This window comes from Pseudomonas sp. RIT-PI-AD (assembly GCF_025642785.1).
Taxonomy (GTDB): domain Bacteria; phylum Pseudomonadota; class Gammaproteobacteria; order Pseudomonadales; family Pseudomonadaceae; genus Pseudomonas_T.
In genome coordinates this window covers 63,531-86,768 of the sequence record NZ_JANZKU010000017.1, presented here as the reverse complement: position 1 = coordinate 86,768, position 23,238 = coordinate 63,531, and the positions used below count along the sequence as shown (strand labels likewise).

The 23,238-nt window shown below is 70.3% G+C and carries 19 protein-coding genes; 7 read left to right on the top strand and 12 right to left on the bottom strand.

What is annotated here, in order from left to right; genetic code table 11:
- Positions 1–18: 18 nt before the first annotated feature.
- The 3 genes from OGL92_RS15395 to OGL92_RS15385 are packed head-to-tail and all read right to left on the bottom strand — an operon-like array spanning position 19 to position 4,117.
- The gene (locus tag OGL92_RS15395; RefSeq protein ID WP_263144994.1) at positions 19–642 is read right to left on the bottom strand and encodes an exosortase H-associated membrane protein; all 624 of its coding nucleotides are present in this window, start codon (positions 640–642) and stop codon (positions 19–21) included.
- Positions 635–1,144: an exosortase H gene (gene xrtH, locus OGL92_RS15390; protein WP_263144991.1), complete on the bottom strand. Its 510-nt coding sequence runs from the start codon at positions 1,142–1,144 to the stop codon at positions 635–637. Before xrtH ends, OGL92_RS15395 begins: the two co-directional genes overlap by 8 nt.
- 6 nt (positions 1,145–1,150) lie before the next feature.
- Positions 1,151–4,117 carry an IPTL-CTERM sorting domain-containing protein gene (locus tag OGL92_RS15385; RefSeq protein ID WP_263144989.1) on the bottom strand — a complete coding sequence of 989 codons (2,967 nt, stop codon included), beginning with the start codon at positions 4,115–4,117 and terminating at the stop codon, positions 1,151–1,153.
- Positions 4,118–4,924: 807 nt separating this feature from the next.
- Here OGL92_RS15385 and OGL92_RS15380 point away from each other — a divergent pair.
- Together OGL92_RS15380 and OGL92_RS15375 are read left to right on the top strand one after the other, a co-directional pair.
- The gene (locus OGL92_RS15380) at positions 4,925–5,971 is read left to right on the top strand and encodes a LysR substrate-binding domain-containing protein (protein ID WP_263144986.1); all 1,047 of its coding nucleotides are present in this window, start codon (positions 4,925–4,927) and stop codon (positions 5,969–5,971) included.
- Positions 5,972–6,127: 156 nt separating this feature from the next.
- Entirely contained in the window at positions 6,128–6,841 is a 714-nt protein-coding gene (locus tag OGL92_RS15375) for a LuxR C-terminal-related transcriptional regulator (protein ID WP_263144983.1), read from the top strand.
- Between the two features lie 75 nt (positions 6,842–6,916).
- Here OGL92_RS15375 and OGL92_RS15370 read toward each other — a convergent pair whose 3' ends face one another.
- Positions 6,917–7,627 (bottom strand): haloacid dehalogenase type II, encoded by a 711-nt coding sequence (locus OGL92_RS15370; RefSeq protein ID WP_263144981.1) that lies wholly within the window; start codon positions 7,625–7,627, stop codon positions 6,917–6,919.
- A 574-nt stretch (positions 7,628–8,201) separates the two neighbouring features.
- Here OGL92_RS15370 and OGL92_RS15365 point away from each other — a divergent pair.
- A complete protein-coding gene (locus OGL92_RS15365) occupies positions 8,202–9,623 on the top strand; it encodes an iron-containing redox enzyme family protein (RefSeq protein ID WP_263144979.1) in 1,422 nt (473 codons plus the stop codon).
- Complete coding sequence (locus OGL92_RS15360; protein ID WP_263144977.1) at positions 9,620–10,582, top strand: class I SAM-dependent methyltransferase; 963 nt, start codon at positions 9,620–9,622, stop codon at positions 10,580–10,582. Before OGL92_RS15365 ends, OGL92_RS15360 begins: the two co-directional genes overlap by 4 nt.
- 43 nt (positions 10,583–10,625) lie before the next feature.
- On the opposite strand, the gene OGL92_RS15355 is transcribed toward OGL92_RS15360, so the two are convergent.
- The 3 genes from OGL92_RS15355 to OGL92_RS15345 form a co-directional block, all read right to left on the bottom strand.
- Positions 10,626–10,898, bottom strand: a complete 273-nt coding sequence (locus OGL92_RS15355) for a DUF3253 domain-containing protein (protein WP_263144974.1) — start codon at positions 10,896–10,898, stop codon at positions 10,626–10,628.
- Positions 10,899–11,014: 116 nt separating this feature from the next.
- Complete coding sequence (locus tag OGL92_RS15350) at positions 11,015–12,625, bottom strand: gamma-glutamyltransferase family protein (protein WP_263144972.1); 1,611 nt, start codon at positions 12,623–12,625, stop codon at positions 11,015–11,017.
- A gap of 228 nt (positions 12,626–12,853) precedes the next feature.
- Positions 12,854–13,753, bottom strand: coding sequence for a LysR family transcriptional regulator (locus OGL92_RS15345; RefSeq protein WP_263144969.1), 900 nt, complete (start codon positions 13,751–13,753; stop codon positions 12,854–12,856).
- Positions 13,754–13,872: 119 nt separating this feature from the next.
- Between OGL92_RS15345 and OGL92_RS15340 the strand changes: the two genes are divergently transcribed.
- From OGL92_RS15340 to OGL92_RS15330, 3 genes are all read left to right on the top strand, one after another.
- A complete protein-coding gene (locus OGL92_RS15340) occupies positions 13,873–15,066 on the top strand; it encodes a serine hydrolase domain-containing protein (protein ID WP_263144966.1) in 1,194 nt (397 codons plus the stop codon).
- Positions 15,063–16,280: an MFS transporter gene (locus OGL92_RS15335; RefSeq protein WP_263144963.1), complete on the top strand. Its 1,218-nt coding sequence runs from the start codon at positions 15,063–15,065 to the stop codon at positions 16,278–16,280. The genes OGL92_RS15340 and OGL92_RS15335 overlap by 4 nt, the downstream gene beginning before the upstream one ends.
- 125 nt (positions 16,281–16,405) lie before the next feature.
- A complete protein-coding gene (locus OGL92_RS15330; RefSeq protein WP_263144959.1) occupies positions 16,406–16,810 on the top strand; it encodes a GFA family protein in 405 nt (134 codons plus the stop codon).
- 58 nt (positions 16,811–16,868) lie between these two features.
- Here OGL92_RS15330 and OGL92_RS15325 read toward each other — a convergent pair whose 3' ends face one another.
- The 5 genes from OGL92_RS15325 to OGL92_RS15305 form a co-directional block, all read right to left on the bottom strand.
- Positions 16,869–18,263 carry an OprD family porin gene (locus OGL92_RS15325; RefSeq protein WP_263144957.1) on the bottom strand — a complete coding sequence of 465 codons (1,395 nt, stop codon included), beginning with the start codon at positions 18,261–18,263 and terminating at the stop codon, positions 16,869–16,871.
- A gap of 166 nt (positions 18,264–18,429) precedes the next feature.
- The gene (locus tag OGL92_RS15320) at positions 18,430–19,314 is read right to left on the bottom strand and encodes a fumarylacetoacetate hydrolase family protein (protein ID WP_263144955.1); all 885 of its coding nucleotides are present in this window, start codon (positions 19,312–19,314) and stop codon (positions 18,430–18,432) included.
- Positions 19,311–20,420 carry a cupin domain-containing protein gene (locus OGL92_RS15315; RefSeq protein ID WP_263144952.1) on the bottom strand — a complete coding sequence of 370 codons (1,110 nt, stop codon included), beginning with the start codon at positions 20,418–20,420 and terminating at the stop codon, positions 19,311–19,313. Before OGL92_RS15315 ends, OGL92_RS15320 begins: the two co-directional genes overlap by 4 nt.
- Before the next feature lie 26 nt (positions 20,421–20,446).
- Positions 20,447–21,556, bottom strand: a complete 1,110-nt coding sequence (locus OGL92_RS15310; RefSeq protein ID WP_263144949.1) for an MBL fold metallo-hydrolase — start codon at positions 21,554–21,556, stop codon at positions 20,447–20,449.
- Positions 21,553–23,217, bottom strand: coding sequence for a class I adenylate-forming enzyme family protein (locus OGL92_RS15305; protein ID WP_263144946.1), 1,665 nt, complete (start codon positions 23,215–23,217; stop codon positions 21,553–21,555). Before OGL92_RS15305 ends, OGL92_RS15310 begins: the two co-directional genes overlap by 4 nt.
- Between the last annotated feature and the right edge of the window lie 21 nt (positions 23,218–23,238).

Below are 23,238 nucleotides of genomic sequence, written 5' to 3'. Positions count from 1 at the left end.
CCGCTGTTCGGATCGGTTTCAGGAAACACGGACGATACCATCGACCGCAGCCCCTGTGCGCGTCATCGCCAGCAACGCCTGGCCGTGCAGGCCGGCCCACAGCGCGAGGGGGACGACCGCCGGCAGGATCAGGGCGCCGAACTGATAGCCCAGCGCGATCAGGTCGATCTGCATCTGGTGCAGGCCCAGCCGGGCGGAAACCGCCGGGTCCAGGTCGAAAAGCAGGGATTTGCCGATGCCCATGGCAACGCCGAAGGCCACCAGCGCCAGCAGGCCGGACACCGCGGCGAGGGTCGCCAGGCGTTTGCCGGGAACCCGCGGCAAGCCCAGCAGCAAGGCGAAGAACAAGGGAATGCCGTAGCCGTGGATCATCGGCCGGCCCTCCAGGATCAGTTCCGCCAAGCGTCCAGGCGGCACGGTCAGACTGCCGTACTGCCCGCCGCCGAGACGGATCATGGCGTGGATCAGCGCGCCTTCGCTTTCGAGCCGGAAGATCAGCCCGTCGCTCAGTGCGCGCAGCACGGGTTGCAGGAATGTCGCGACCAGGCTGGCGATGGGCCCGGCGAGCAGGTACCAGGCCAGGAAGGTCAACGGTAGCCAGGCCAGCACCCGGCGCAACGCGACGCCCAGGGAATCAGCCATGCACGGCCTCCTCCAGGGGGCGGGCCGCGCGTCCCAGGTAACGCAACCAGAACAGGAACACCACGAACACATCCAGCAGGATCAGCACTTGCCAGATGTACAGGTGCGCCCACTCGAAGGCGCGCAGGCTCCATTGGCCCAGGTAGAACAGGCTGAGGATCCGCAACAGGTTCAACAGGTGCAGCGAGCCCAGCCCGACCAGCAGGCCCCAGGCCTTCTTCCGCCACGGGGCGGGGAAGGCCAGGATCGCCGAAAGCAGGATGATCGACGCCTCGACCCCGTTGCAGCCCGCCTCGATCGACATGCCGAATCCCGAGGCCACGTCGTAGAGATGAATACCGCGGGATACCACGCCATGATCCACCAGCCGCGCCAGCGAGGTGCTGGCGAATGCCAGCCCCTCGGTGAAGGGCACGACGAACCAGCGCTGTACCGGCGCGGTGAGCTCCAGCGTGAACAACAGCAGCTGGAGCAGGCCGAAACCGATGAAGAAGCGCTTCATCCGTGATTACCCCAGCAGCCGGCGGTTGCGCCCGGACATGCCGAGCACACCCAGCGCCATCAGCCCGGAGAGCAGGATCAGCGCCCATTCCGAGAGGGTCGGTGCGCCCACCGGATCGACGATCACCGGCGTTTCCGCGCTGCCGCTGTTGTTGCCCGGGGTCGGATCGTTGTCCGAGCTCACGTTGGCGATGTTGACCAGCGACGAGGTGGCGAAGCCCTGGTTCAGCCGGGTGGTGATGGTGAAGGACTCGCTGGCGCCGCTGGCCAGGTCGCTCACCGCGCAGCGAACGGTACGGCTGGCGATGACGTAGCTGCAGGCGGGCGAGGCCGACACGTAGGTCAGGCCACTGGGCAGCGGGTCGCTGACCCAGGCGTTGCGTGCGGCTTCCGGGCCGGCGTTGCTGACCTGGATGCTGTAGCTGACGTCGTCGCCCGGCAACAGCGCGGTGGTGCCGCTGCTCTTGTTCAGGCTGAGGTCGGCGCGGGTGTCGCGGACTTCGACGTTGACGGTCGCGGTGGTGCAGTTGTCCGGATCGCTGGTTTCGCAGATCCGGTAGTCGAAGCTGTAGGTGCCCGGCGCGGTTCCTTCGGCCACACCCAGCTCGCCGGTGGCGGCGTTCAGGGTGATGCCCGCGGGCGGGGTGGCGGTCAGGGTGACCGTGGCCGGAGTGGCCGGGCCGCCGTTCAGGCTGTCGTTGCCGAACAGGTTGCCGAGGTTGCGCGTGGTTTCGCTGGTCACCGGGCCGTAGCTGTCGTTGCCGGCGGCGATGACCGCGGCTTCCACGGTGAAGCTGACGGTGGCGCTGTCGCAGTTATCCGGATCGCCCACTTCGCAGAGGGTGTAGGGGAAGCTATAGCTGCCGGGCGGCGTGCCGGGCGCCACGCTGACCACCCCGGTGGCCGGGTCGACGCTGATGCCGGCCGGCGGCGTCACGCTCAAGGTCACGGTGGAGGTGTTCACCCCGCCGCCGTTGAGGCTGTCGTTGCCATACAGGTTGACCACGTTCGGCGAGCCCTGGCCGCTGATCACCGGTGTCGGGTTGCTGTCGTCGTTGGCGACGATCTGCGCGGCCTGCACGGTCAGGCTGACGTTGGCGTCGTCGCAGTGGGTGGGGTTGGCCCGTTCGCAGATGCGGTAGACGAAGCCGTAGGCGCCCGGATCGGTGCCCGGTGCCACGCTGACCACGCCGCTGACGGGATCGAAGCCGATGCCGGCGGGCAAGGTGCCGACCAGGGTGGTCTCGACCAGGCCGTTGTTCGGCGCCACGCCGTTGAGCAGGTCGTTGCCGAACACGCTGCCCAGGTTGGCGTTGCCGGCGCTGCTGATCACCGGGGTGGTGTAAGGATCGTCCAGCGCGTCGATCACCGAGACCACCGGGGACGTGACCGCGGTGGCGGTGCCGCCACGGGGATCGGGGCCGGGGTTGGTCTGCTCGGAGTAGCTCACCGAAGCGGTGTTGCCGATGCTCTGGTTGGCCAGCTGCGGATCGGTCACCCGGACCTGGAACCGCACCCGGGCATTGTCGCCGGGCAGCATCAGCCCGCCATTGGTGGCGGTGGCGCCGCTGCCGAGGCGGAAGGCCACGGCGCGGCTGGCGCTGTCGTACTCGGCCAGGTCGTTGCCGGCGCTGTCCGACTGGGCGCCGGTGGGCGCGCCGGCGACGTTGGCCAGCACTTCCAGGGAGCCCGGGACGAAGGTGGTGCCGACGGGCAGCACGTCGTTCACCGCTACGCCGGTGGCGCCGTCGGTTCCGGTGTTGCTGAAGGCGATTTCATAGACGATGACGTCGCCGAAAGTGATCTGGCTGCCGCCGCTCTGGTTGCTGTAGGTCTTGGTCAGCGAGGTCACCAGGTTGGGTTCGAACAGCTCGGTGGCGAAGGTCAGCGCGTGGGGGAAGTAGGCGTCGCCCGAGGTGGAGAAGCCCAGGGTGGCGGTACTCGCGTTGTTCGCCAGGATGCCCGAGGCGTCGATGTAGTCGATATCGATGGCCATCTGGTTGACGAAATCGGGCGTTTTCGCGTCGAGGCGCGCGCCCAGGCGGGAGATGCTGCTGTTCCAGAAGTTGCTGGAAGGGTTCTGCGAGTCGCTCAGGACCTGGCCGTTCAAGCTGAAGGCGTCGCCGCTGATGTTCTGGTCGCCTTCCCAGACCAGGGCCCCCATGTAGGTGGTGAAGCTGGCGCTGGCCGGCGTGCGCAGGCCGGTGACGTCGATGCTGGCGGAGGTGCTGCCGCTGACCACGCCGTCGTTGGCGTCGAGCTTGCCGTCGAACACCATCAGCCGGCGATAGGGCTCGTTGGCGTCGCGGTAGACCACGATCAAGCTCCAGCCGCCGAAGTGGCCGAGGCCGCCGCCGTTGCCGCTGACCGCGGCGAGGCCGCCGGCGAAATACTCGCCGCTACCGGCGCTGCGGACCAACTGGGTCACGTCGGCGTAGGCGGAATAAGGACGGCTGTTGGCATCGCCCTGGCTGGTGAAGGTGTAGAGGTCGGCCGCCTGGGCGACGATGTCCTGGTAGTCCGCGGCGTTCGGCGCACGCAGGTGCAGCACGGCGCGGTTGCCGTTGGACGGGTCGGCGCGGCCGCCCCAGTACAGGCCGGCGGAGAGCACTTCGGCGCCGGCCGGCAGGTTCAGCGTGGCGCTGGACGAGTTGTTGAAACCGGCCGCCGGATCGACGTTGACGTAGACCATCTGGCGGTTGCCGTTGCCGCCGGCGGTGGTGCCGTTCTGTTCGGCGGCGCAGGTGCCGGTCCCGTCGCAGGTCAGCAGGGTGTTGCCGACCATGCTGATGTTGCCATGTTCGTTGAAGGTGTGACGCGCGTTGAACGCCGCCTCGGCCGCCGGCAACAGGCTGCAAAGCAGCAAGGACAACAGGCCCTGGCGCCATCTGCGCCCGGTCTTCGTCGTCCGCTCGCCCGGACGGGCTTCGGCCGCGCCGCACCCGCCGGCCTTTGGCAGAATTGAGTGAATCATGACATCTCCTTATTGATGAGGCGGCGATCCGGCGGGGCCTTCACACCGTATTCGAACGAACTGCATCCGCCGGGCGCGCGAAGGGTTCGCGCGGCGGCGTCATCGTGATAGCGAGTGGACGAGGGTCGGCATGCGCCGGCCGAACACCTCGAACCGATACGGAAGCCGTCGCCGGTCCAGCGGCGAACGGCTCGAAAACGGCCGGCCCCGGGGCGACGACAGTCGCGGCCGGGCCGGGCCTTCGCCGGGCGGGCACCGCTAGGGGCGCCGGCCAGGCGCTGCCGGTCCGCCCTCCCCCTGGGCGCGACACGGCGAACGAACAACGGAAAACCTGCTGCATGCGGAACGCGTTTTCCTGACGCCTTCCGGCGGAACCGGGCGCTCCCCTCGCCCGTTCCCGCATCGCGGCCCCCGCCGCGCCACAGCATGAGGCGAGCGGACCGGGGGTCGATTGGGCGCTGACTGTAGGAATCCACCGCACCCCGGACAAGGCGCCCCGCCGGGAAACAGCTTCCCGCCCGAAGGACGACTCGGACCCTGCGGAAAAGGCCAGACGCGGGCGCATGACCCATGGGTCACCCCTGGACGGCGGTTTCCCCGGTGCGCGACGAGGGCGGCGGGCTTTGCTTCGGCGGCAGGCGACCCTGTTTCGACCGCCTGTCGCCGGGCGGGCTTTCGACGCGGGAATCGTTTTGCCGGAAGGGAGAAAAACGCCGCCCGGGAAAAAGCCTCGTCCGCCCTGGCAAAGCTTCGCCGTCGACGAAGCCCGTAGGATGGCGATCACTCTTCACTCGCAGTCTTCCGGCCATGCGCACCACGCCCTTCCTCACCGATTCCCCGCCAAGCCTGCCAAGCGAGGGCAGAGCCGCGCCGCAGAGCCAGGCGGGCACCCTGGGCGACCTGTACCTGCTGACCCGGGTGATCGAGGCCGGCGGGTTTTCCGCCGCCGCCCGCGGCACCGGGCTCGCCCGCTCGCTGCTCAGCCGGAGGATCATCGAACTGGAGCGCCGCTTCGGCGTGCGCCTGCTGGAACGCAGCACCCGCAGCTTCGCCATGACCGCCGTCGGCGAGCAGGTCTACCGCCACGCGCTGCGCATGCTGGAAGCCGCACAGGCCGCCGAGTGCGCGGCCCTGGAAGCCCTGGAGGAAGCCCAGGGGCTGGTGCGCCTGGGGGTGCCTTCGCTGTTGCTGGACCTGTTGCCGGACCTGCTGCAGGGTTTCGCCGCCGCCCACCCGAAGGTGCGCCTCTCGCTGACGGCCTACGCGGAGCCGCCGATCGGATTGCAGGACCTGGACCTGGCCCTGAGGCTGGAAGCGCCGCCCCGGGACGACGCCCGCCTGGTGGCGCACCCTCTGGCCCAGGTGCGCTTCGTCAGCGTGGCCAGCCCGGCGCTGCTGCACCGCCTGGGCCCCCTGCACCACCCGGACGAACTGGAGACACGGCATTGCCTGGGCTTCGGCCCACCGCAGGCGCTGCGCCCCTGGCTGCTGCGCCAGGCACGACCGCGCACCCTGCAGGGCAATGCCCTGAGCAGCGACAGCCTGCCGCTCCTGCTGGCCGCCGCGCGCAGCGGCCAGGGCGTGGCGCATCTGCCGCTGTTCGCTTGCCACGAGGACCTGCAGAGCGGGCGGCTGTCTACGCTCTTCGATGCGTACGAAGCCGATCCGGCGCCGCTGCACCTGCTCAGCCCGCCGCGCCCCGGCATCACCCAGGCGATGCGCAGCCTGATCCAGCGCCTCCGGGACCGCCTGGCGGCCGGTCGCTATCCCGGGGTGCTCTGCCCCGTGGTCGGGGACGCGCCGGAGCGGGTCGACCCGCCCCCGGCACGGCGCCTGGGGGGGCGGAGCGCCTGAGGCCCTCGCGCGGGAGCGCGCGGGCGACCGCCAGAGCAGCGGGCGCAGCGACGAAGCGAGCCGGCCGACGCCGTAGAAAAAGGAACAGAGTCGCGACACCGCGGAAGCGCTGCACGGAATGCTGGAATTCAAGGAACGCACGTCATGGAGGATGCTATGGAACAGGCAGGAAAGCCGTCGCAACGCGGCACGTTCGATTTCACCCGGGTCATTCCCCACCTCAGCAGGACCAGCGAGGTCCAGCGGCTGATCGTCGAGAAGGCCGGTTTCTCGCACTTCCATTTCGCCCTGCGCTCGCCGCTGCCGGTGTCGTTTCCGGTGGTCTACGTGCTGGACAACTTCAGCGACGCCGCGCGCCGGGCCTACGACGAAGGACGGTCCTGGCAGGACGATCCGGTGCTGAACTACAGCGGCGGCAAGGACACCCTGATCTGGCGCGAAGAACTCCCCCGGCATCGGCGCATCCCCCTGCTCTGGCGGGACGCCAGCGACGAGGGTCTCAGCTACTGGTTCATCTTCAAGGGCGGGGTCACCGCCATCCTGTCCCTGACCCGCGGCGCCCTGCCGCTCTCCGGGCAACTGGCCGAGGACCTGCGGCCCCTGGCCTACCAGGCGTGCCGGACGCTGCTGGACATCGTGGCCCGGGAGCGGAAAAGCGACTTCCCGTTGCTGCCCCGGGAAAAACTCTCCAGCCGCGAACTGCATATCCTCCGGCTCAGCGCCGACGGCATGACCGCGGAGGAAATCGCTCACCAGGTGTTCATCAGCAAGAGCACCGTCAACTTCCATATCAAGCGCATCAACCGCAAGCTCTGCTCGCGCAACAAGAGCCAGGCCATCGCCAAGGCGGCGCTGATGAGCCTGCTCTAGGACTTCGCCCCACCCGCCGGGCGGCGAGGCGCCGCTCCCGACCCCGAGCGCCACAGGCGCCGCGCCAGGCTCGCGTCATGCGGGCAAGAGCAAGGCGGCCGCGCCGTCCAGGTCGGACACCTGCGCGTAGGGCAGCCAGTCCGGGTTGCCGACCTCACCCCGCCGGTTCACCCAGATGCCGCGTAGACCCAGCTCATGACAGGCCTTCATGTCCCAGTACATGCCCATCGCCACGTGCAGGGTTTCGTCCGGCGTCACGCCCATCGCGCGGTAGGCGTACTCGAAGAGCCGGCGCGACGGCTTGTAGGCCTGCGCCTGCTCGGCGGTGATGACGTAGTCGAAGGGCACGCCGATGCGCGCCACGGTCGGCGCGATGAGAGCGTCGTCGGAGTTGGTGAAGATCGCCAGCTTGTAGCGCTCGCGCAATCGCCGCAGGGCACCCGGCACCTCGGGGTGCGGGCCCATCCTCATGGGCGACGAGGCGATGCCTTCGAGCTCGTCCGCGCTCGGGGTCAGGCCGTGTTCGCCGAACGCGGCGGCAAAGCCGATGCGCAGGATGTCCGCGTAGAGGCGGTGCGGCCGCTCCGCCGTCAGGCGTCGGCCCTGCGCGGAGAAGCTGTCGAGGATCGCCGATGCGCTGGCGCCGCGCGCGTCGTGCCTCGCCAGCGTCGCGCCGATCTCCCGCAGCAGCACTTCGTACCACTGCACGAGCGTGCCATAGCAGTCGAAGGTGATGACCTTCGGCGCGGGATCGAGTGTGAACATCGAGGTGTTGGATTCGGGCATCGAGAGCGCCTGGAGTGAGGGGATGGGAGGCTTCGCCAAAAGGCCGTTGGCATACGTCCCGACGGGCCGCTTGCAGCCATGACGCCGGGAAACAGCTTAGCGCTGCCGGCCTCCGAAGACGACGGCGCCGAGCGCGTCCGCCCAGGTGCGCGCGGCGCGGCGAACCCTGCGCGTCGGGCACCCTTGGCGTGGGGTCAATGCTTGCCGCCCGTCGCCTGCCTGCGTCCCCAGCCGCCAAGCTCGCCCGCACCCGCCACAGGCCCTGGCGTCGGGCCGCCTGCCCGCGCGTTGGCGCAGCCTGGCGCCTCGCTGCGCGAGGCCGTCGCTCCGGCTCCGGATAGCCGCTCCCGGGGCACGACGCCGTCCGGCTTAAAACCGGAATCTTTTTCCGCGGGCAAACTCACAATCTCGACAGGCCAGAAGCGCACCGCCCAGAACGCTTCGGCCTCACAAGACGCTTCGCAGTAGCAGTGGAGTACCACGGGGACCCAGGCAGGCATCGGCGATAACGCCGAATCCGTCGCCGCTCCTTGGCCATGTCGCTGCGCACTTTCCGGCAAGCCAAGGTTGCATCATGACGACACTGACCCCGATTTCGACCCAGCCGCGCGCCATGTCCCTTCCTCACCCGAGCCCGGTGCAGGATCGCGACGTCTACCAGGCGCTGCTGGAGCAGCCGCTGGCCAACCGCGAGCTCGGCCGCGACTACCTGGAGCGGCAACTGGCGCGGGCGCAGGATCTGCCATGCGACCTGCCCAAGGATGCCCGAGAACTGTCCGCTTGGGTGATCGCCGGCGCGAAACGCACCACCGCGGCCTATAACCAGTACCTGACCCGCCGCAAGCAGGGCCAGCCGCGTCGCTACTTCGCCAACCGCTCCCATGCCCTGTACTTCATCCACGCCGTGGCGCCGACCAAGCTGGTCGATGGCGCCTGGCTGCACGGGGTGCTGCCGCGCTGGTACGACGCGCGCTTCCAGGGCCTGGCGCGCACCTACCTCGAAGAACTGGGCGACGGCAATCCCGCGCAGAACCACGTGGTCCTGTACAAGAAGCTGTTGGCCAGCCATGGCTGCGAAGACACCTCCATGCTGTCTGACGCGCATTTCACCCAGGGCGCCCTGCAACTGGTGCTGGGCACCCTGGCCGAGGACTACCTGCCGGAAGTGATCGGCTACAACCTGGGCTACGAGCAACTGCCGCTGCACCTGCTGATCACCGCGTTCGAATTGAGCGAGCTGGACATCGACCCCTATTACTTCCAGTTGCACGTGACCATCGACAACGCCAGCACCGGACATGCCCACAAGGCCGCGCAAGCGGTGCTGGACAACCTGCCGGTGATCGGCGACGCCGAGGCGTTCTACCGACGCGTCGCCCTCGGCTACCGCCTGAACGACCTGGGGCTGGGCACGACGGCGGTGATCGAAGCCTTCGACCTGGAGCGCGAGCTGCTGGCGATGTTCGAACGCAAGCGCGAGACCGCCGGCATGGTGCATTCGGACTTCTGCCGCATCGAAGGGCGCACCGTGAACGAATGGCTGAGCCGCCCCGGCCAGATCGGCGAATTCCTCGGCGCCCTGGAAACGCGCGGCTGGATCCGCCGTCACCAAGACCCGGCCGAGAGCCGTTTCTGGCAACTGGTCCAGGGCGACCGGGCGGTGATGTTCGGCGTGTTCAGCCCCTACGAGCAGCAACTCCTGCACGACTGGATCGCCGGCGACTGGCTGGCCGCCCAGGTCCGGCCCAAGGGTCCCCAGGGCCGAACGAATTTCCGCCAATGGCGGCGCCCGGGCCTGGCCCTGGGCAACGCCGCTCCGGGCGAAGCCGTCGCCGGGTCGGAATTCGACCGCGAACTCACCGCCTTGAAAGCGGAACTGCAGGGCTGCTCCGACCCCGAGCGCCTGGCGCGGCTCATCGAACTCATGGCCCCCGCGCTCCATTCCACCCCGCCGGGCCTGTTGGCGACGCGCCTGTTCAGGGAACTGACCCAATGACCGCGCCGCTCGCCGGAACCGCCCTGCCGGCCAGGGACGAGGCGCTGCTGCGCCTGGGCCGGCTGCTGCAAGCCCGCGACTACCGCTTCGTCACCGTCACCCCGGCGACCCATGCGCGGGTCAACGCCCGCCCGGAAAACCGTATGGCGCGTGGCTTGGCGGATGTCTTCGGCTGGAGCCGACCGTTTCGCCGGGAGGTGCTCGACGCTGAGGTCTTCGCCGCCCTGGAGGCTGCTGACGCCCTCGAGGCGCACGGCGACGGCTGGCGCAGCCGGGTACGCTGGTCGAGCCTGGACGACGGCCTGCTGGTGCATTCCCGCTACCCCACCGACGCCACCGATGCGGTGTTCTTCGGCCCCGACACCTACCGGTTCGTCCAGGCCATCGATCGGCACCTGGAGGGCGTCGTCCCCGGTTCGATCCGCCGCGCGGCGGACATCGGCTGCGGCGCCGGCCCCGGCGCCCTGCGCGTCGCCCGGGCATGCCCCCAGGCCGAGGTGCTGGCGCTGGACATCAATCCCCGCGCCCTCGCGCTCACCCGGGTGAACGCCGCCCTGGCGGGTGCCGAGCGGCTCAGCGCCCGGCACAGCGACTTGCTCAAGGACGTCGAGGGCGACTTCGACCTGATCGTCTCCAACCCGCCCTATCTGCTCGACCCCGGCGAACGCGCCTATCGACACGGCGGTGGCGGCCTGGGGCTGGGGCTTTCCCTGGCCATCGTCGACGCGGCGCTCGAGCGCCTCGCCCCGGGCGGCGCCCTGCTGCTGTACACCGGCGTGGCCATGGTGGAAGGCCGCGACCCCTTCCTCGGCCGCCTGCGCCAGCGCCTGGCAGACAGCCCGGTGAACTGGCATTACCGGGAAATGGACCCGGACGTGTTCGGCGAGGAATTGCTCGAACCCGCCTACGCCGGCGCCGACCGTATCGCCGCGGTGGTGCTCGACCTGCGCCGCGCCTGAGCGCGACGGCGAGCCGCTGCTGCGGCCGCGCCCGCCACCCCGATCAGCCCTCGAACGCCGGACCGCGCCGCAGGCGGATGGGGCCGCGCGGCAGATCCTCGCCTTCCAATATGCGCTCGCCCTGGGTGATCCTCAGCCGGCCGCCGGCCGCCAATTCCAGCGCTACCCGCCGCACCGCCGGCATCAGCGCTCGCCAGCCGGCTTCGTCCGCCGCCAGGCGACGGGCGATTTCCGAAGGGCAGGCGGAGGCCTGGGCGTCGCGTGCGCTCAGCGCCTCCAGGATGCAGGCGCGGATCTGGTCGTCGTCGATGGGCATGGCGCTCGCCGGTGGGGTTCAGTGCTTCGAGGGGCGGCCGGCCTCCCCGGTTCGCCCGAGATGCCGACCGGCGCGCCGTCCGGCCACGGGCATCCGTTGAAGACGACGAGCGCCTCTCACCACACCGCGATGTGGGCGTCCGCCCGCGGTTCGGTGCCGCCGCAGAGCACCCCGCTCTCGGCATCGCGCAGGATGATCTGGCCGCGGCCGTAATCGAGGGAATCGTGCGCCACCTCGATCCGATGGCCGCGGCGGGCCAGCGCCAGGGCCAGATCGCGCGGGGTCGCCTGCTCCACCCCCACCCTCAGGCCGCCCAGCCACTGCCAGCGGGGCGCGTCCAGGGCGGCCTGCGGGTTGAGGCCGAAATCCACCAGGTTCATCACCATCTGCACATGGCCCTGGGGCTGCATGTAGCCCCCCATCACGCCGAAGGGCCCGAGGGGGTGGCCCTGCTTGCTGAGGAAGCCCGGAATGATGGTGTGGAAGGTCTTCTTGCCCGGCGCCAGGCAGTTGACGTGGCCGGGATCGAGGCTGAATTCCTGCCCACGGTTCTGCAGGGCGATGCCGCTGTCGGGCAATACCACCCCGGAGCCGAAGCCGCCGTAGTTGCTCTGGATGAACGAAACCATGTTGCCCTCGCCGTCGGCGCTGGCCAGGTACACCGTGCCGCTGGCCTGGGGATCGCCGGCCGCCGGGGTCGCCGCCCGCGCACCGATGCTTCCCCGGCGACGCGCGGCGTAGTCGGCGCCGAGCAACTCGGCGACCGCCACGCGCATGTGCGCGGCATCGGTGATGTGCTGCAGCCCGTCGGCATAGGCGAGCTTCATCGCCTCCAATTGGCGGTGCCAGGTGCCCAGGCTGTCGCGCTGCTCGAACGCGAAGCCTTCGAGGATCTTCAGGGTCATCAGGGCGATCAGGCCCTGGCCGCTGGGCGGGATTTCCCAGACGTCGACGCCCCGGTAATTCACTCCGATCGGCTCGACCCAGCGCGGCCGGTAGTCCTGCAGGTCGCTGGCGCGCAGGTAGCCGCCGCTGGCCCGCGAGTGCGCGTCCAGGCGCTCGGCCAGGGCGCCCCGGTAGAAACTCTCGCAGCCGCTGGCGGCCAGTTCGGCGAGGGTCTCGGCCTGCGCCGGGTTGCGGAACGGCTCGCCGGCGCGGGGCGCGCGGCCGTCGATCAGGTAGGTGTCGAACCAGGCTTCCAGGGCCGGCTGGCGCTGGGCGCCGAAGGTCTCCAGGGCGCGTTGCCATTGGCGGGCGATCACCGGCGACACCGGGAAGCCCTCGGCCGCCAGGTCGATGGCCGGTTGCAGCAGGTCGGCGAAGGGCAGCCGGCCGAAGCGCGCGGACAACTCGGCCCAGGCCGCCGGGCATCCCGGCACGGTCACCGGCGTCCAGCCATAGGCCGGCATCCTGTCGTGCCCGGCCGCCCGCACCGCGTCCAGGGTCAGCGCCTGGGGCGCATGGCCGCTGGCATCCAGCCCGTGCAAGCGCCCCTGGCTCCAGACCAGGGCGAAGGCGTCGCCGCCGATCCCGCAGCCGGTGGGCTCGACCACCGTCAGCGCCGCCGCGCTGGCGATGGCGGCGTCGATGGCGTTGCCCCCCTTGCGGAGCATTTCGATACCGGCCTCGGCGGCCAGGGGCTGGGAGGCGGCGACCATCCCGCGCGGGGCGAAGACGCTCTGGCGTTGCGAGGCATAGGGGTATTCGTCGGCGGAAAAATCGAACATGGGGCGACACTCACTGTGGGGTGGATAGGCTGTCGATGTCGATTCGGCGCTCGCTCGGGGAGCGCCCTCGAGGCGCGGCGGACTCGCATGGGGGCGAGGCGCGCGCGGCCCCAGGGTAAACGGCGAAGGCGCCCGGAGGACATACCCGGGGCGAAAACGCGGCGGCCGCCGCCTCATCCGCCGCTGTTCCGCGCAAGCCCGGCCGGCCAGGTTTTCCGCGCGTGGCGATCAGGCCGGCGCGTCGGCGGGAAAGATCCGCTGGTCGAGGTAATCGATGAACACCCGCAGCTTGGGTGCGACCTGCCGACCGGACGGCCAGAGCATGTAGAGGCTGTTTTCGCCCAGCACGCAGTCGTCGAGCACGCTGCGCAATTGCCCGCTTTCCAGCAGGCCGGGGAAGGCGAAGTCCGGCAGGTAGGCGATGCCGTGCCCGCGCAGGGCGAAACACAGGCGCGCCTCGATGTTGTTGCAGACCATCGCGCGCGGGATCTGCGCCGCCGGCTCGCCGGGCGAGCGGCGCAGTGGCCATTCTTCCAGCTTGCCGGAACTGGGGAAGCGGTAATGCAGGCAGCGATGCTGCGCCAGGTCGGCGGGCCGCTCGGGCACGCCGTGGCGGGCGAAGTAATCCGGCGCGCCGACCAGGCGGAAACGGAAATCGCCCAGGCGCCGCGCGGAAAGCCGCGAGTCCGCCGGTTGCCCGGTGCGCAGCACCGCGTCGAACCCTTCTTCGATGACATCCACCACGCGGTCGGTGAACACCAGCTCCAGCTCGATTTCCGGGTAGTCCGCCATGAAGTCCGCCAGGACCGGCAACACCAGGCTGCTCACCTGCGGCAGGCTCACCCGCAGCTTGCCCCGTGGCACGTCGCGGCCTTGGGACAGCTCCAGTTCGGTGGCCTCGATTTCGCCGAGGATGCGCCGGCTGCGTTCGAGGAACAGCGCGCCTTCCGCGGTGAGGGTGATGCTGCGGGTGCTGCGGTGGAACAGGCGCACGCCCAGGCGCTCCTCCAGGCGCGCCACGCGCTTGCCCACCGCCGAAGCGCTGACCCCCAGGCCGCGGGCTGCCGCGACGAAGCTGCGGGTTTCGGCGACGCGCACGAAAACGATGAAACCGCTCAGGCTATCCACTGCGCACCCCCGGCCATTGCGGACATCGGCTTCCGCATTGAACGGAACTCTATCCGGCTTTTTCCGCTTCGGGTGAACTTCTAACCTGTAAGCCTCCCCATCGATACGCAGGATTCCCCATGCCGAACCCACTGGACTCATCCACCGCCGCCCTCCCCGACCCCGACCTGGAAGCACGGCTCGACCGCGTCGTCCAGGCGAGCCTGGCGGAGCGCCGCCTGGTCGGCTGCGTGGTGCTGGTGGCCCGCGACGGCGTCCCGGTCTACCGCCGTGCCGCCGGCCTGGCCGACCGCGAAGCCGGGCGCCCGATGCGCGAGGACACGCTGTTTCGCCTGGCCTCGGTGACCAAGGTATTCGTCAGCACCGCCGCCCTGGTGCTGGTGGCGCAAGGGCGGCTCGCCCTCGACGAGCCCCTGGACCGGAAGTTGCCGGAATTCCGTCCGTGCCTGGCCGATGGCCGCCCCGCGCGCATCAGCCTGCGCCAGGCACTCAGCCACAGCGCCGGGCTCGGCTACCGCTTCCTCGAGGAGGACGCCGACGGGCCCTACGCCCGCGCCGGGGTTTCCGACGGCATGGACCGCAGCGGTATCGACCTGGCGGAGAACCTCCGGCGAATCGCCCAGGTGCCGCTGCTCTACCCGCCCGGCAGCCAGTGGGGCTATTCGCTGGCGACCGACGTGGTCGGCGCCCTGGTCGCGCGGGTGTGCGGTGGCAGCCTGGGCGACGCGCTGCGGGAATGGGTCGGCGTGCCGCTCGGCCTGCTCGACAGCGGCTTCGAACCGCCCACGGCCGAGCGATTGGCGACGGTCTACGTCAGCGACACGCCAGCGCCCCACCGCCTGGCGGAAGGGGAAACCGTCGCGCCGCTCGACGGCTGCGTGGGCATCCGCTTCGAACCGGCGCGGGCCTTCGATGCCGACGCCTTTCACTCGGGCGGTGCCGGCATGGTCGGCAGTGCCGGGGACGTCCTCGCGCTCCTGGAAAGCCTGCGCCGCGGCGGCGCGCCCCTGCTGCCGCCGGCTTTGGTGGAGGAAATGGGCCGCGACCAGATCGGCGGGCCGGACCTGCCCACCGCGCCCGGATTCGGCTTCGGCCTGGGCTTCTCGGTGCTGCGCGACCCGCGCGCCGCGAACTCACCGGAATCCCCCGGCACCTGGCGCTGGGGTGGCGCCTACGGACACTCCTGGTTCGTCGACCGCGCCCGGGCGCTCAGCGTGGTGGCCCTGACCAACACCCTCTACGAGGGCATGAACGGACGCTTCGTCGAGGACCTGCGCGACGCGGTCTACGGGCGCGGGGGCCACGGCCGATGAAAACCGCCTGCCTGGAACCCGACGCCGGGACGGCCGTCGAGCCGGTGGCCAGGCTGCCGCTGTCGGCGCTGCTGGCCCTGGCCATGACCGGCTTCATCGCCATCCTCACCGAAACCCTGCCGGCCGGCCTGTTGCCCGGTATCGGCGCCAGCCTGCGGGTCAGCGAGGCCCTCGCCGGACAACTGGTCAGCGTCTATGCCCTGGGCTCGCTGGCGGCGGCGATTCCCCTGGTCAGCCTGACCCAGGGCTGGCGCCGCCGGCCGTTGCTGATGCTGGCGCTGATCGGTTTCCTGGCGTTCAACGCCGTCACCGCGCTGTCCGACCACTATGGGCTCATCCTGCTGGCGCGGTTCTGCGCCGGGGTCGCCGCCGGGCTGGTCTGGGGTCTGCTCGCCGGCTATGCCCGGCGCCTGGTGGCACCGCCCCTGCAAGGGCGCGCCATGGCCCTGGCGATGATCGGCACGCCCCTGGCGCTGTCCCTCGGGGTGCCGCTCGGCACCTGGCTGGGCCTGCTGCTGGGCTGGCGCACCCTGTTCGGGCTGGTCTCCGGCTTCGCCCTGGCGCTGCTGGCCTGGGTGGCGTGGAAGGTCCCGGACTTCCCGGGGCGCCGCGCCGGGCAGCGCGCCGGCCTGGCGAGCGTGCTGCGCACGCCGGGGGTGCGGCCGGTGCTGCTGGTGATCCTCGCCTGGGTCCTGGCGCATAACCTGCTGTACACCTACATCGCGCCCTTCCTCGCCGCGCAGGGCATGGCCGGGCAGATCGAATGGGTGCTGCTGGCCTTCGGCGGCAGCGCGTTGCTGGGCATCGCCGGGGTGGGCCTGGGGATCGATCGCCACCTGCGCCGGCTGGTCCTGCTCAGCCTCGCCGGCTTCGCCCTGGCCGCGCTGCTGCTGGGGCTCGGCGGCGGGTCGCCCGCCGTGCTGTATGTCGGCGTGGCCCTCTGGGGGCTGACCTTCGGCGGCGCGGCGACGCTGCTGCAAACCGCCTCGGCGGACGCGGCCGGTGACGGCGCCGACGTGGCCCAGTCGATGATCGTCACCGTGTGGAACCTGGCCATCGCCGGGGGCGGCCTGCTCGGCGGCCTGCTGCTGGAGCGCGCCGGGGTCGGTAGCGTTCCCTGGGCATTGCTTGGCCTGATCGCGGTGGCCGCGCTCTGCGTGCAACTGGAGGGAGGCCGCGGCTTCGCCAGCGGCGAGCGCCGCGGCCAAGGCTGAGCGCGCGCCGCGCCGGTCGGCGGGCTGGCCGCACGGCGCGGCGGAAGACCGGTCTCAAGGCTGGGTCGCTGGCCATCGGCATGGGGCCGACGCCGTGGCGGCCGCACCGGACGAGGACGAACGAGATGAACATCGAGGGTCAATGCCATTGCGGGCAAGTCGCCTACCGCGCGGAAATCGATCCGCAGAAGGTCGCCATCTGCCATTGCAACGATTGCCAGGCGCTCACCGGCTGCGCGTTCCGCATCAGCGTCAGCACGCCGCGCGAAGCCATCAGCCTGAGCGGCACGCCGCCGAAGGTGTACCGCAAGATCGCCGAGAGCGGTCGCGCGCGCCTGCTGTACTTCTGCGCGGATTGCGGCTCCCCGCTGTTCAGCAGCGGCGAAGACCCCGACCAGGGCGAGTGGGGAATCCGCTGGGGCAGCATTCGCCAGCGCCGCGAGTTGGCGCCGCAGCGGCAGAAGTGGTGCCGCTCGGCGGTCGACTGGCTGGACCGGATCGACGCCCTGCCCGCCCGCGAGCAGGAATGAGCGCCGCGCGACGAAAAAGGCCCGCCGGAAGGCGGGCCTTTCGCGAGCGCGGCGGGCGTCAGAAGATGCTGATCGGGTAGTCCAGGATCACCCGCACTTCGTCGTGATCCACCCAACGCGTGCCCGACGAGGCGCGGTGGGTCGACTGGCGCACCCGCAGGCTCAAATCCTTGGCCGGGCCGGACTGCACGACGTAGCCGACCTCCAGGTTGCGCTCCCACTCCTTGTTGGCCTTGGCATCCTCGTCGTAGTTGCCGATGCGCCGGTAGTAGGGGTTGCGGCTGTCGGAGTTGTCCATGCCGTCGCCCCGGATGTAGCGCGCCATGAAGCTCAACCCGGGCACCCCGTAGCCGGCCATGTTCAGGTCGTAGCGCAGTTGCCAGGACTGCTCGTTGGGCTCGCTGAACGGCACCACCGCGCCGGCATTGCTCAGGTACACCGCGCCGCTCTGGGTCCCCTCGTAGGCGGCCCAGTCGAAGGGCTCGTCGCCGTCGATCATCTGGTAGCCGACCGACACCTTGTGCGCGCCGAAGGCGTAGCCGGCCAACAGCGACCAGGAGGTGTTGTCGATGTCCCCGCCCTTGGCGTCGCCGTAGTCGTGGGTATCGAACACATTGAAGGCCAGCGACAGCGACTGGGTATCGGAAAGCGGCTGGATGTAGGTGGCGTTGCCGTAGTACTGGCGCCAGATGTCCTTGAGCTGCGAGCCGTAGAACACCACGCCGAGCCGGTCGTTGACCCGGTAGCTGCCACCCAGGTAGTCGATGCTGCGGGCCGCCGGCAACACCGTGTAGTCGGTGGTGATCTCGCCGTCGTTGTTGCTCGAATCGGTGCTGCTGACCGAGGTGAAATGCCCGGCCTGCACGTTCAGCCCGTCGATTTCGTCGCTGTTCAGGCTGAACCCGGTGGCGGTGCTGGGCAGTAGGCGGAACTGGTTGGAGGAGAACACCGGCACGTTGGGAATCTGCTGGCCGTATTTCAGCACGGTATTGGAGAAACGCAGTTTCACCGCGCCGCCGAACTTGCTGAATTCGTCTTCCGGCTCGCCGTCGCCATCCCAGGGCAACAGGCTGGTGCCGGTGCGACCGCCGCCGCTGTCCAGCTTGATACCGACCATCGCGTAGGCATCCACGCCGAAGCCCACCACGCCCTGGGTGAAGCCGGAACGGTAGGTGGCCATCAGGCCCTGGGCCCAATCCTCGCGGTAGCCGTTGCGCTCGGAAACCGGTTTGTGGGCGTTGGCGCCCAGGTTGTTGCGCGCGCCGTTGCGCATATCCCGGTAGAAATAGAAGTTGCGGTTGAGCAGGTCCAGGTGACTCTCTTCGATGAAGCCCTTGGCTTCGTCCTGGCCGGCCGCGACGGCGCCACCGGCCGACAGGGCGACCAGGCAGGAGAGGACGCCGAGACTCTTGCCGCCGTTGAAACGCTCGATACTGCTGCGCTTGTTTTGCATGTGCTTTCCACTCTTATTGTTGTTAGGAAAAAGCCGGACACGCGTGAGCTGTGGTTACCGCATCGTTTCCCGCCCCTGCGGGTTTCTCCCTCCCGGGCAACGCCTCGTCGGATCAAATCGGAAAAGCCCGGGGCCGCGCGGGCGGCCCCTCGGCCCCGGGAGCCGGTCAGTAGGCGCGCGGCGCGCGCTGCTCGGCCTCGACCACCTCGAGGCGCATGTCGCCCACCCCTTCGATGGCGATCCGCACCCGGTCGCCGGGCGCGAAGGGGCCGACGCCCTCCGGGGTGCCGGTGGCGATCACGTCGCCCGGGCTGATCGGCAGCACCGAGGAAATCAGTTCGATCAGTTCGGCGATGCCGACGATCATGTCGCCGGTATTGGCGTCCTGTTTCAGGGTGTCGTTGACCCACAGGCGATTGCCCAAGGCTTCGGCGTCGGGCACCTCGTCGGCGGTCACCAGGAAGGGCCCGAGCGGGGTGAAGGTGGCGAAGGACTTGCGCATCGAGCGCTCCTCCTCGGCGACCCCCGGCTCGATGCGCATGGTCGCGTCGATCAGGCAGCTGTAGCCGAACACGTATTCCATCGCCCGTTCGCGCGGCACGTTGCGCCCGGCGCGGCCGATGATCACCGCCAGTTCGGATTCATGGTCGAAGCGTCGGGTCGAGCCCTTGGGCAGGACGATGCGGTTGCCGGCGCCCACCAGGGAGCCCGGCGCCTTGAGGAAGAAGCCCTGCTCGCGGGCGGTGCGGCCCTTGCTCACCGAGCGCACGCCCAGCTCGCCGACGTGCTTGCGGTAGTTCGCCGGCGCGGCGAACAGGTGCGAGGGATGCGGGCTGGGCGGCAGCAGCCGGGCCTGGGAGACCGGTATCCCCTCGACCTCGCGGCGCCGGGCTTCGACCTGCGGACGCAGCGCCTCCCAGTGGGCGATCAGCCAGTTCATCCGTTGCTGCGGCAGGCCGTCCAGGGCCTCGGGCAGCACCTGGGTGATGTCATAGAGGCGGTCGTCTTCCACCACGGCCAGCCGGTAATCGTCGTACACCGCGAGTTTCATTGCATACCCTCATCGGCCGCCTGGCCGTCATGCGGAGAAAGGAGTTCTTCCCGGTAGTAACCCAGTGCTTGCAGCGCCGGGCTGTCGTCGACCTGGAACAGCAGCGCATCCTCGCCGGACGCGTTGAGATGCGCGTGCCAGGCCCAGGGCTTGATGGCGATGAAGTCGCCGGGGGCCCAGTCGTAGCGCTGGCCGTCCACCAGGGTCGAGCCGTGCCCGCGGAGCACGCAGAGCAGCTTGCTGCCGGTGTGCCGACGCGGCTGGCCGCGGAAACCGGCGCGGATCTTTTGCAGCTTCATCCCCAGGGTCTTCATCGCCGGGCCGCCCTCGACCGGGTTGCGGTACTCCAGGATGACGTCGTCGCAGGGATCGGCCGGCAGGCCGCAGGCCAGCTCCAGCGCCGTTTCCGCCTGCTGCCGCGGGTAGGCCAGCAAGGGGTTGCTGCCACGTCGATAGGGCGCTCGCGGACTGCCCATCACGCCGCTGCCGAACGCCCGGTAGGACCGCTCCGGCACACTGTCCAGGGGCTGCATGTCGCCTTGGTCGTAGGGGTCGAAGAAGGTCGCCTGGAGCGAGCGCGACAGGCTGATGTCGAGCACGTCGAGCCAGATCATCGGCTCGCTGCCGCGATGCACGTGGTCGTGCCAGGCCATGCTCGGGGTCAGTACCAGATCGCCCTCGTTCATCTCATAGCATTCGCCGTCGACCGTGGTGCTGCAGCCGGTGCCGTGCAGGATGAAGCGGAAGGCGTTGGCGGTGTGCCGGTGGGCCGCCGCCACTTCGCCGGGCAGGATGTACTGGATCGAGCCCCAGAACGTGTGGGTGGTGCCGAACGCCAGCCCGGGGTTGGCCAGGCGCAGGGTACGCCGCTGGCCGCCCGAGCCGATCGCGATGGCCGCGCCGACCCGCTCCAGCAGGGGCTCCAGGTCGGTCCAGCGCCAATGCACGTTCTGCATGTCCGAAGTGGGTTCGCGGGTGAACAACGGCGGGTCGTCCGGCTGGTGGACCCGGCAATTGAAGCGGGCGAGGTCCGCCTTCAGGGCCCGGCGGGCGTCGCCGTCGGTCATGGTCGCCTCTGCGGGCGTGGTGGTTCCGAGCGCACTCATTTCCTTCATCCTGTCTGGCTAAAAGGTCAAACTGTCACATCGGGGAACGCGGCCGCTGGCCGCTCGCCCGCCTCCGGCGCGAGCCGGTACCAGGCGATGCCGTGCTCATCCAGGTGGCAATGGATCTCGCCGCGGCGCAGCAACCAGTTGAGGTGCGAGAGCGCCTCGCCGGTGGCCATGCGCAGGAGGCTGGGGTCGCTTTCCGGGATCGGCCGGGCGAACAGCGCGGCGAAGGTGTCGATCACCCGCGCGGGCTGGCGCAAGCGGCGCCTGAGCGACGCCAGGGCCTCGTCCGCCGAGTCCCGCAACTGCTCCAGGCGCGCATGCAGGCCGTAGAAACAAACGTTGTGCGAGGGCAGCACCAGCACCTCGTCGGGCACCGCCAGGCGCAGCTTGGCCAGGGAGGCGTACCAGTCGGCCAGGGGGTCGGCCTCCGGTTCGCTGGCGTAGGTGGACACGTTCGAGGTGATGCGCGGCAGCACCTGGTCGCCGGAAATGAACAGCGCCAGTTCCGCGCAGTACAGGCAGACGTGCTCCGGCGAATGGCCGGTGCCGACGATCACCCGCCAGCGCTGCGCGCCGATCGCCAGCTCCTCGCCGTCCTGCAGGCGCCGGTAGCTCTCCGGCAACCGATAGAACTGGCTGGCATAGCGGCTGCGGCCACGGGGGTAGGCGTCGAGCGCCTCGTCGCCCCAGCCGCAGCGCCGATAGAAGGCGCGGGCCACCGCCGAGGGCGGGTCGCCGGCTTCGGCGACGGTCAGCCGGCTGTTCAGGTAATCCAGCCGCGACATCCATAAGCGGCAGCCGTGATGCTCGGCGAACCAGCCGGCCAGGCCGACGTGGTCGGCATGCATGTGGGTGGCGATCACCCGGGTGATGGGCCGCGCGTCCGGCCAATGGGCGAACAGCTCGGCCCAGACTTCCAGGGTCAGCGGCACGTGCAGGCCGGTGTCCACCAGGGTCCAGCCGGGTCCGTCGGCGAGCGCCCAGAGGTTGATGTGATCCAGGGCATACGGCAGCGGCATGCGGATCCAGAACACCCCCGGGCCCACTTCGAGCAGGCGGCCGCGCGCCGGCGGCGCCGGAAACGGGTAGCGCAGCGGCGAAGGCTGCCCGGCGGGCTCGTTCGCGCTCATGGCGTGCCGCTCAACAGGTCGATCAGCACGCCTTTCTGCACCTTCAGCGAGGCGCTGCGCGGGAAGCTGTCGAAGCGCTCGACCCGCTCCGGCCAGGTGTAGCGCGCGACGCCGCGCTGCTCCAGGTGGCGGCAGACCTCCTCCAGGGTCAGCGGCAGGCCGTCGCGGGTGATCACGCAGGCGCAGGCGCGCTCGCCGAGGCGCGCGTCCGGCAAACCGACCACCGCCACGTGCTCGATGCGCGGGTGGCCGGCCAGCGCCGCCTCCAGGTCGCCCGGCACGATGCTCACGCCGCCGCGGCGGATCATGTCCTTCTCCCGGGCCACGTAATGGATGCCGCCGCGGGCGTCGAGCCGGCCGAGGTCACCGGTGCGGAAGAAGCCCTCGCCGTCGAGGGCGGCGGCGCTGAGAGACGCCGCGTCGTAATAGCCGAGGAAGCGGCTCGGGCCGCGCACCAGGATGTGCCCGGCCATTTCCGTGGCGACCTCCAGGCCGGCGTCGTCGACGATGCGCACCTCGGTGCCGGGGAACGGGTAGCCGTCGCAGCCCAGCAGCAGGTCGTCGTCGTCCGTGGGCGTGCAACTGGCGAAGCCCAGGCATTCGGACATGCCATAGGCCGGCAACGGGCTCGGGCACAGGCGCCGGCGCACGTCCAGGCGCCGCTCGCGGGTCAGGCCGCCCATGGCGCAGCGGCGAAAGCTGGAGAGGTCGCTGCTTTCCAGCAGGGGCGACGCCAGGATGTCGTGGACATGGGTGGGCATCAGCAGGCCATAGCCGATCCGGTGGCGGGCGATCAGGCGCACCGCCTCGTCGCCGTTCCAGGCGCGCATCAACACGCTGGTCAGTCCCAGCAGCGGACCGGCCAGCAGGCCGAACACCACGCTGCCGACGAAGCCGAACTGCGAGGCCACCAGGCTCACCTCCCCCGCCGCCACCCCGTGCATGCGGGCGCGCTGCTCCACGGCGTAGCGCAGGGTGTTGGCCGAATGCATCACGCCCTTGGGCGCGCCGGTGGTGCCGGAGGAATACACCAGCAGGGCCAGCGCGTCGGCGTCCCGCGGCTGCCTGGGCGCCTCGGCGACGCTCGCCCGCAGGCTCGACCAGGCCCGCAGGCCGGGGCCCGGGCGGTGGTCGTCGGGCACCACGCAGGTCTCGACGCAGCCGGCGTCGCGGGCGCCCTCCAGGGCCGCGGCGCGCTCGCGCTCGTCGCCCAGGGCGAACAACAGCCGGGCGCGGACGCTGCGGCAGATCTGGCTCACCTGGGCGGCGGCGAACATCGGCGGGATCGGCGCCATCACCGCCCCCAGGCAGGCGCAGGCCAGCAGTGCCAGGGACGAGTGCAGGCCGTTGCGCGCATGGATCAGCACCACGTCGCCGGGCTCGACGCCGGCCTGCCGCAACCCCGCGGCGAAGGCCCGGGCCTCGCTCGACAGGCGGGCGAAGGTCAGCGACTGCTCGCCGTCGATCAGCGCCAGGCGCCCGGCCAGGCCGGCGGTGCTGGCCTGGATCGAGGTCCAGAGGTCCTGGTCGCGCCAGTACCCTTGCCGGTAGTACGCCGCGCGCCGGGCCTCGGCGGCGGCCGCCGGCGAGCCGGAAGCGGCGGAGTCACCGGGGCGCGCGCTGAGCGAATGCGCGCCGTCGTGGGAGGTGATGATGCTCAAGGAAAGCTCCTGCCAGGGTCG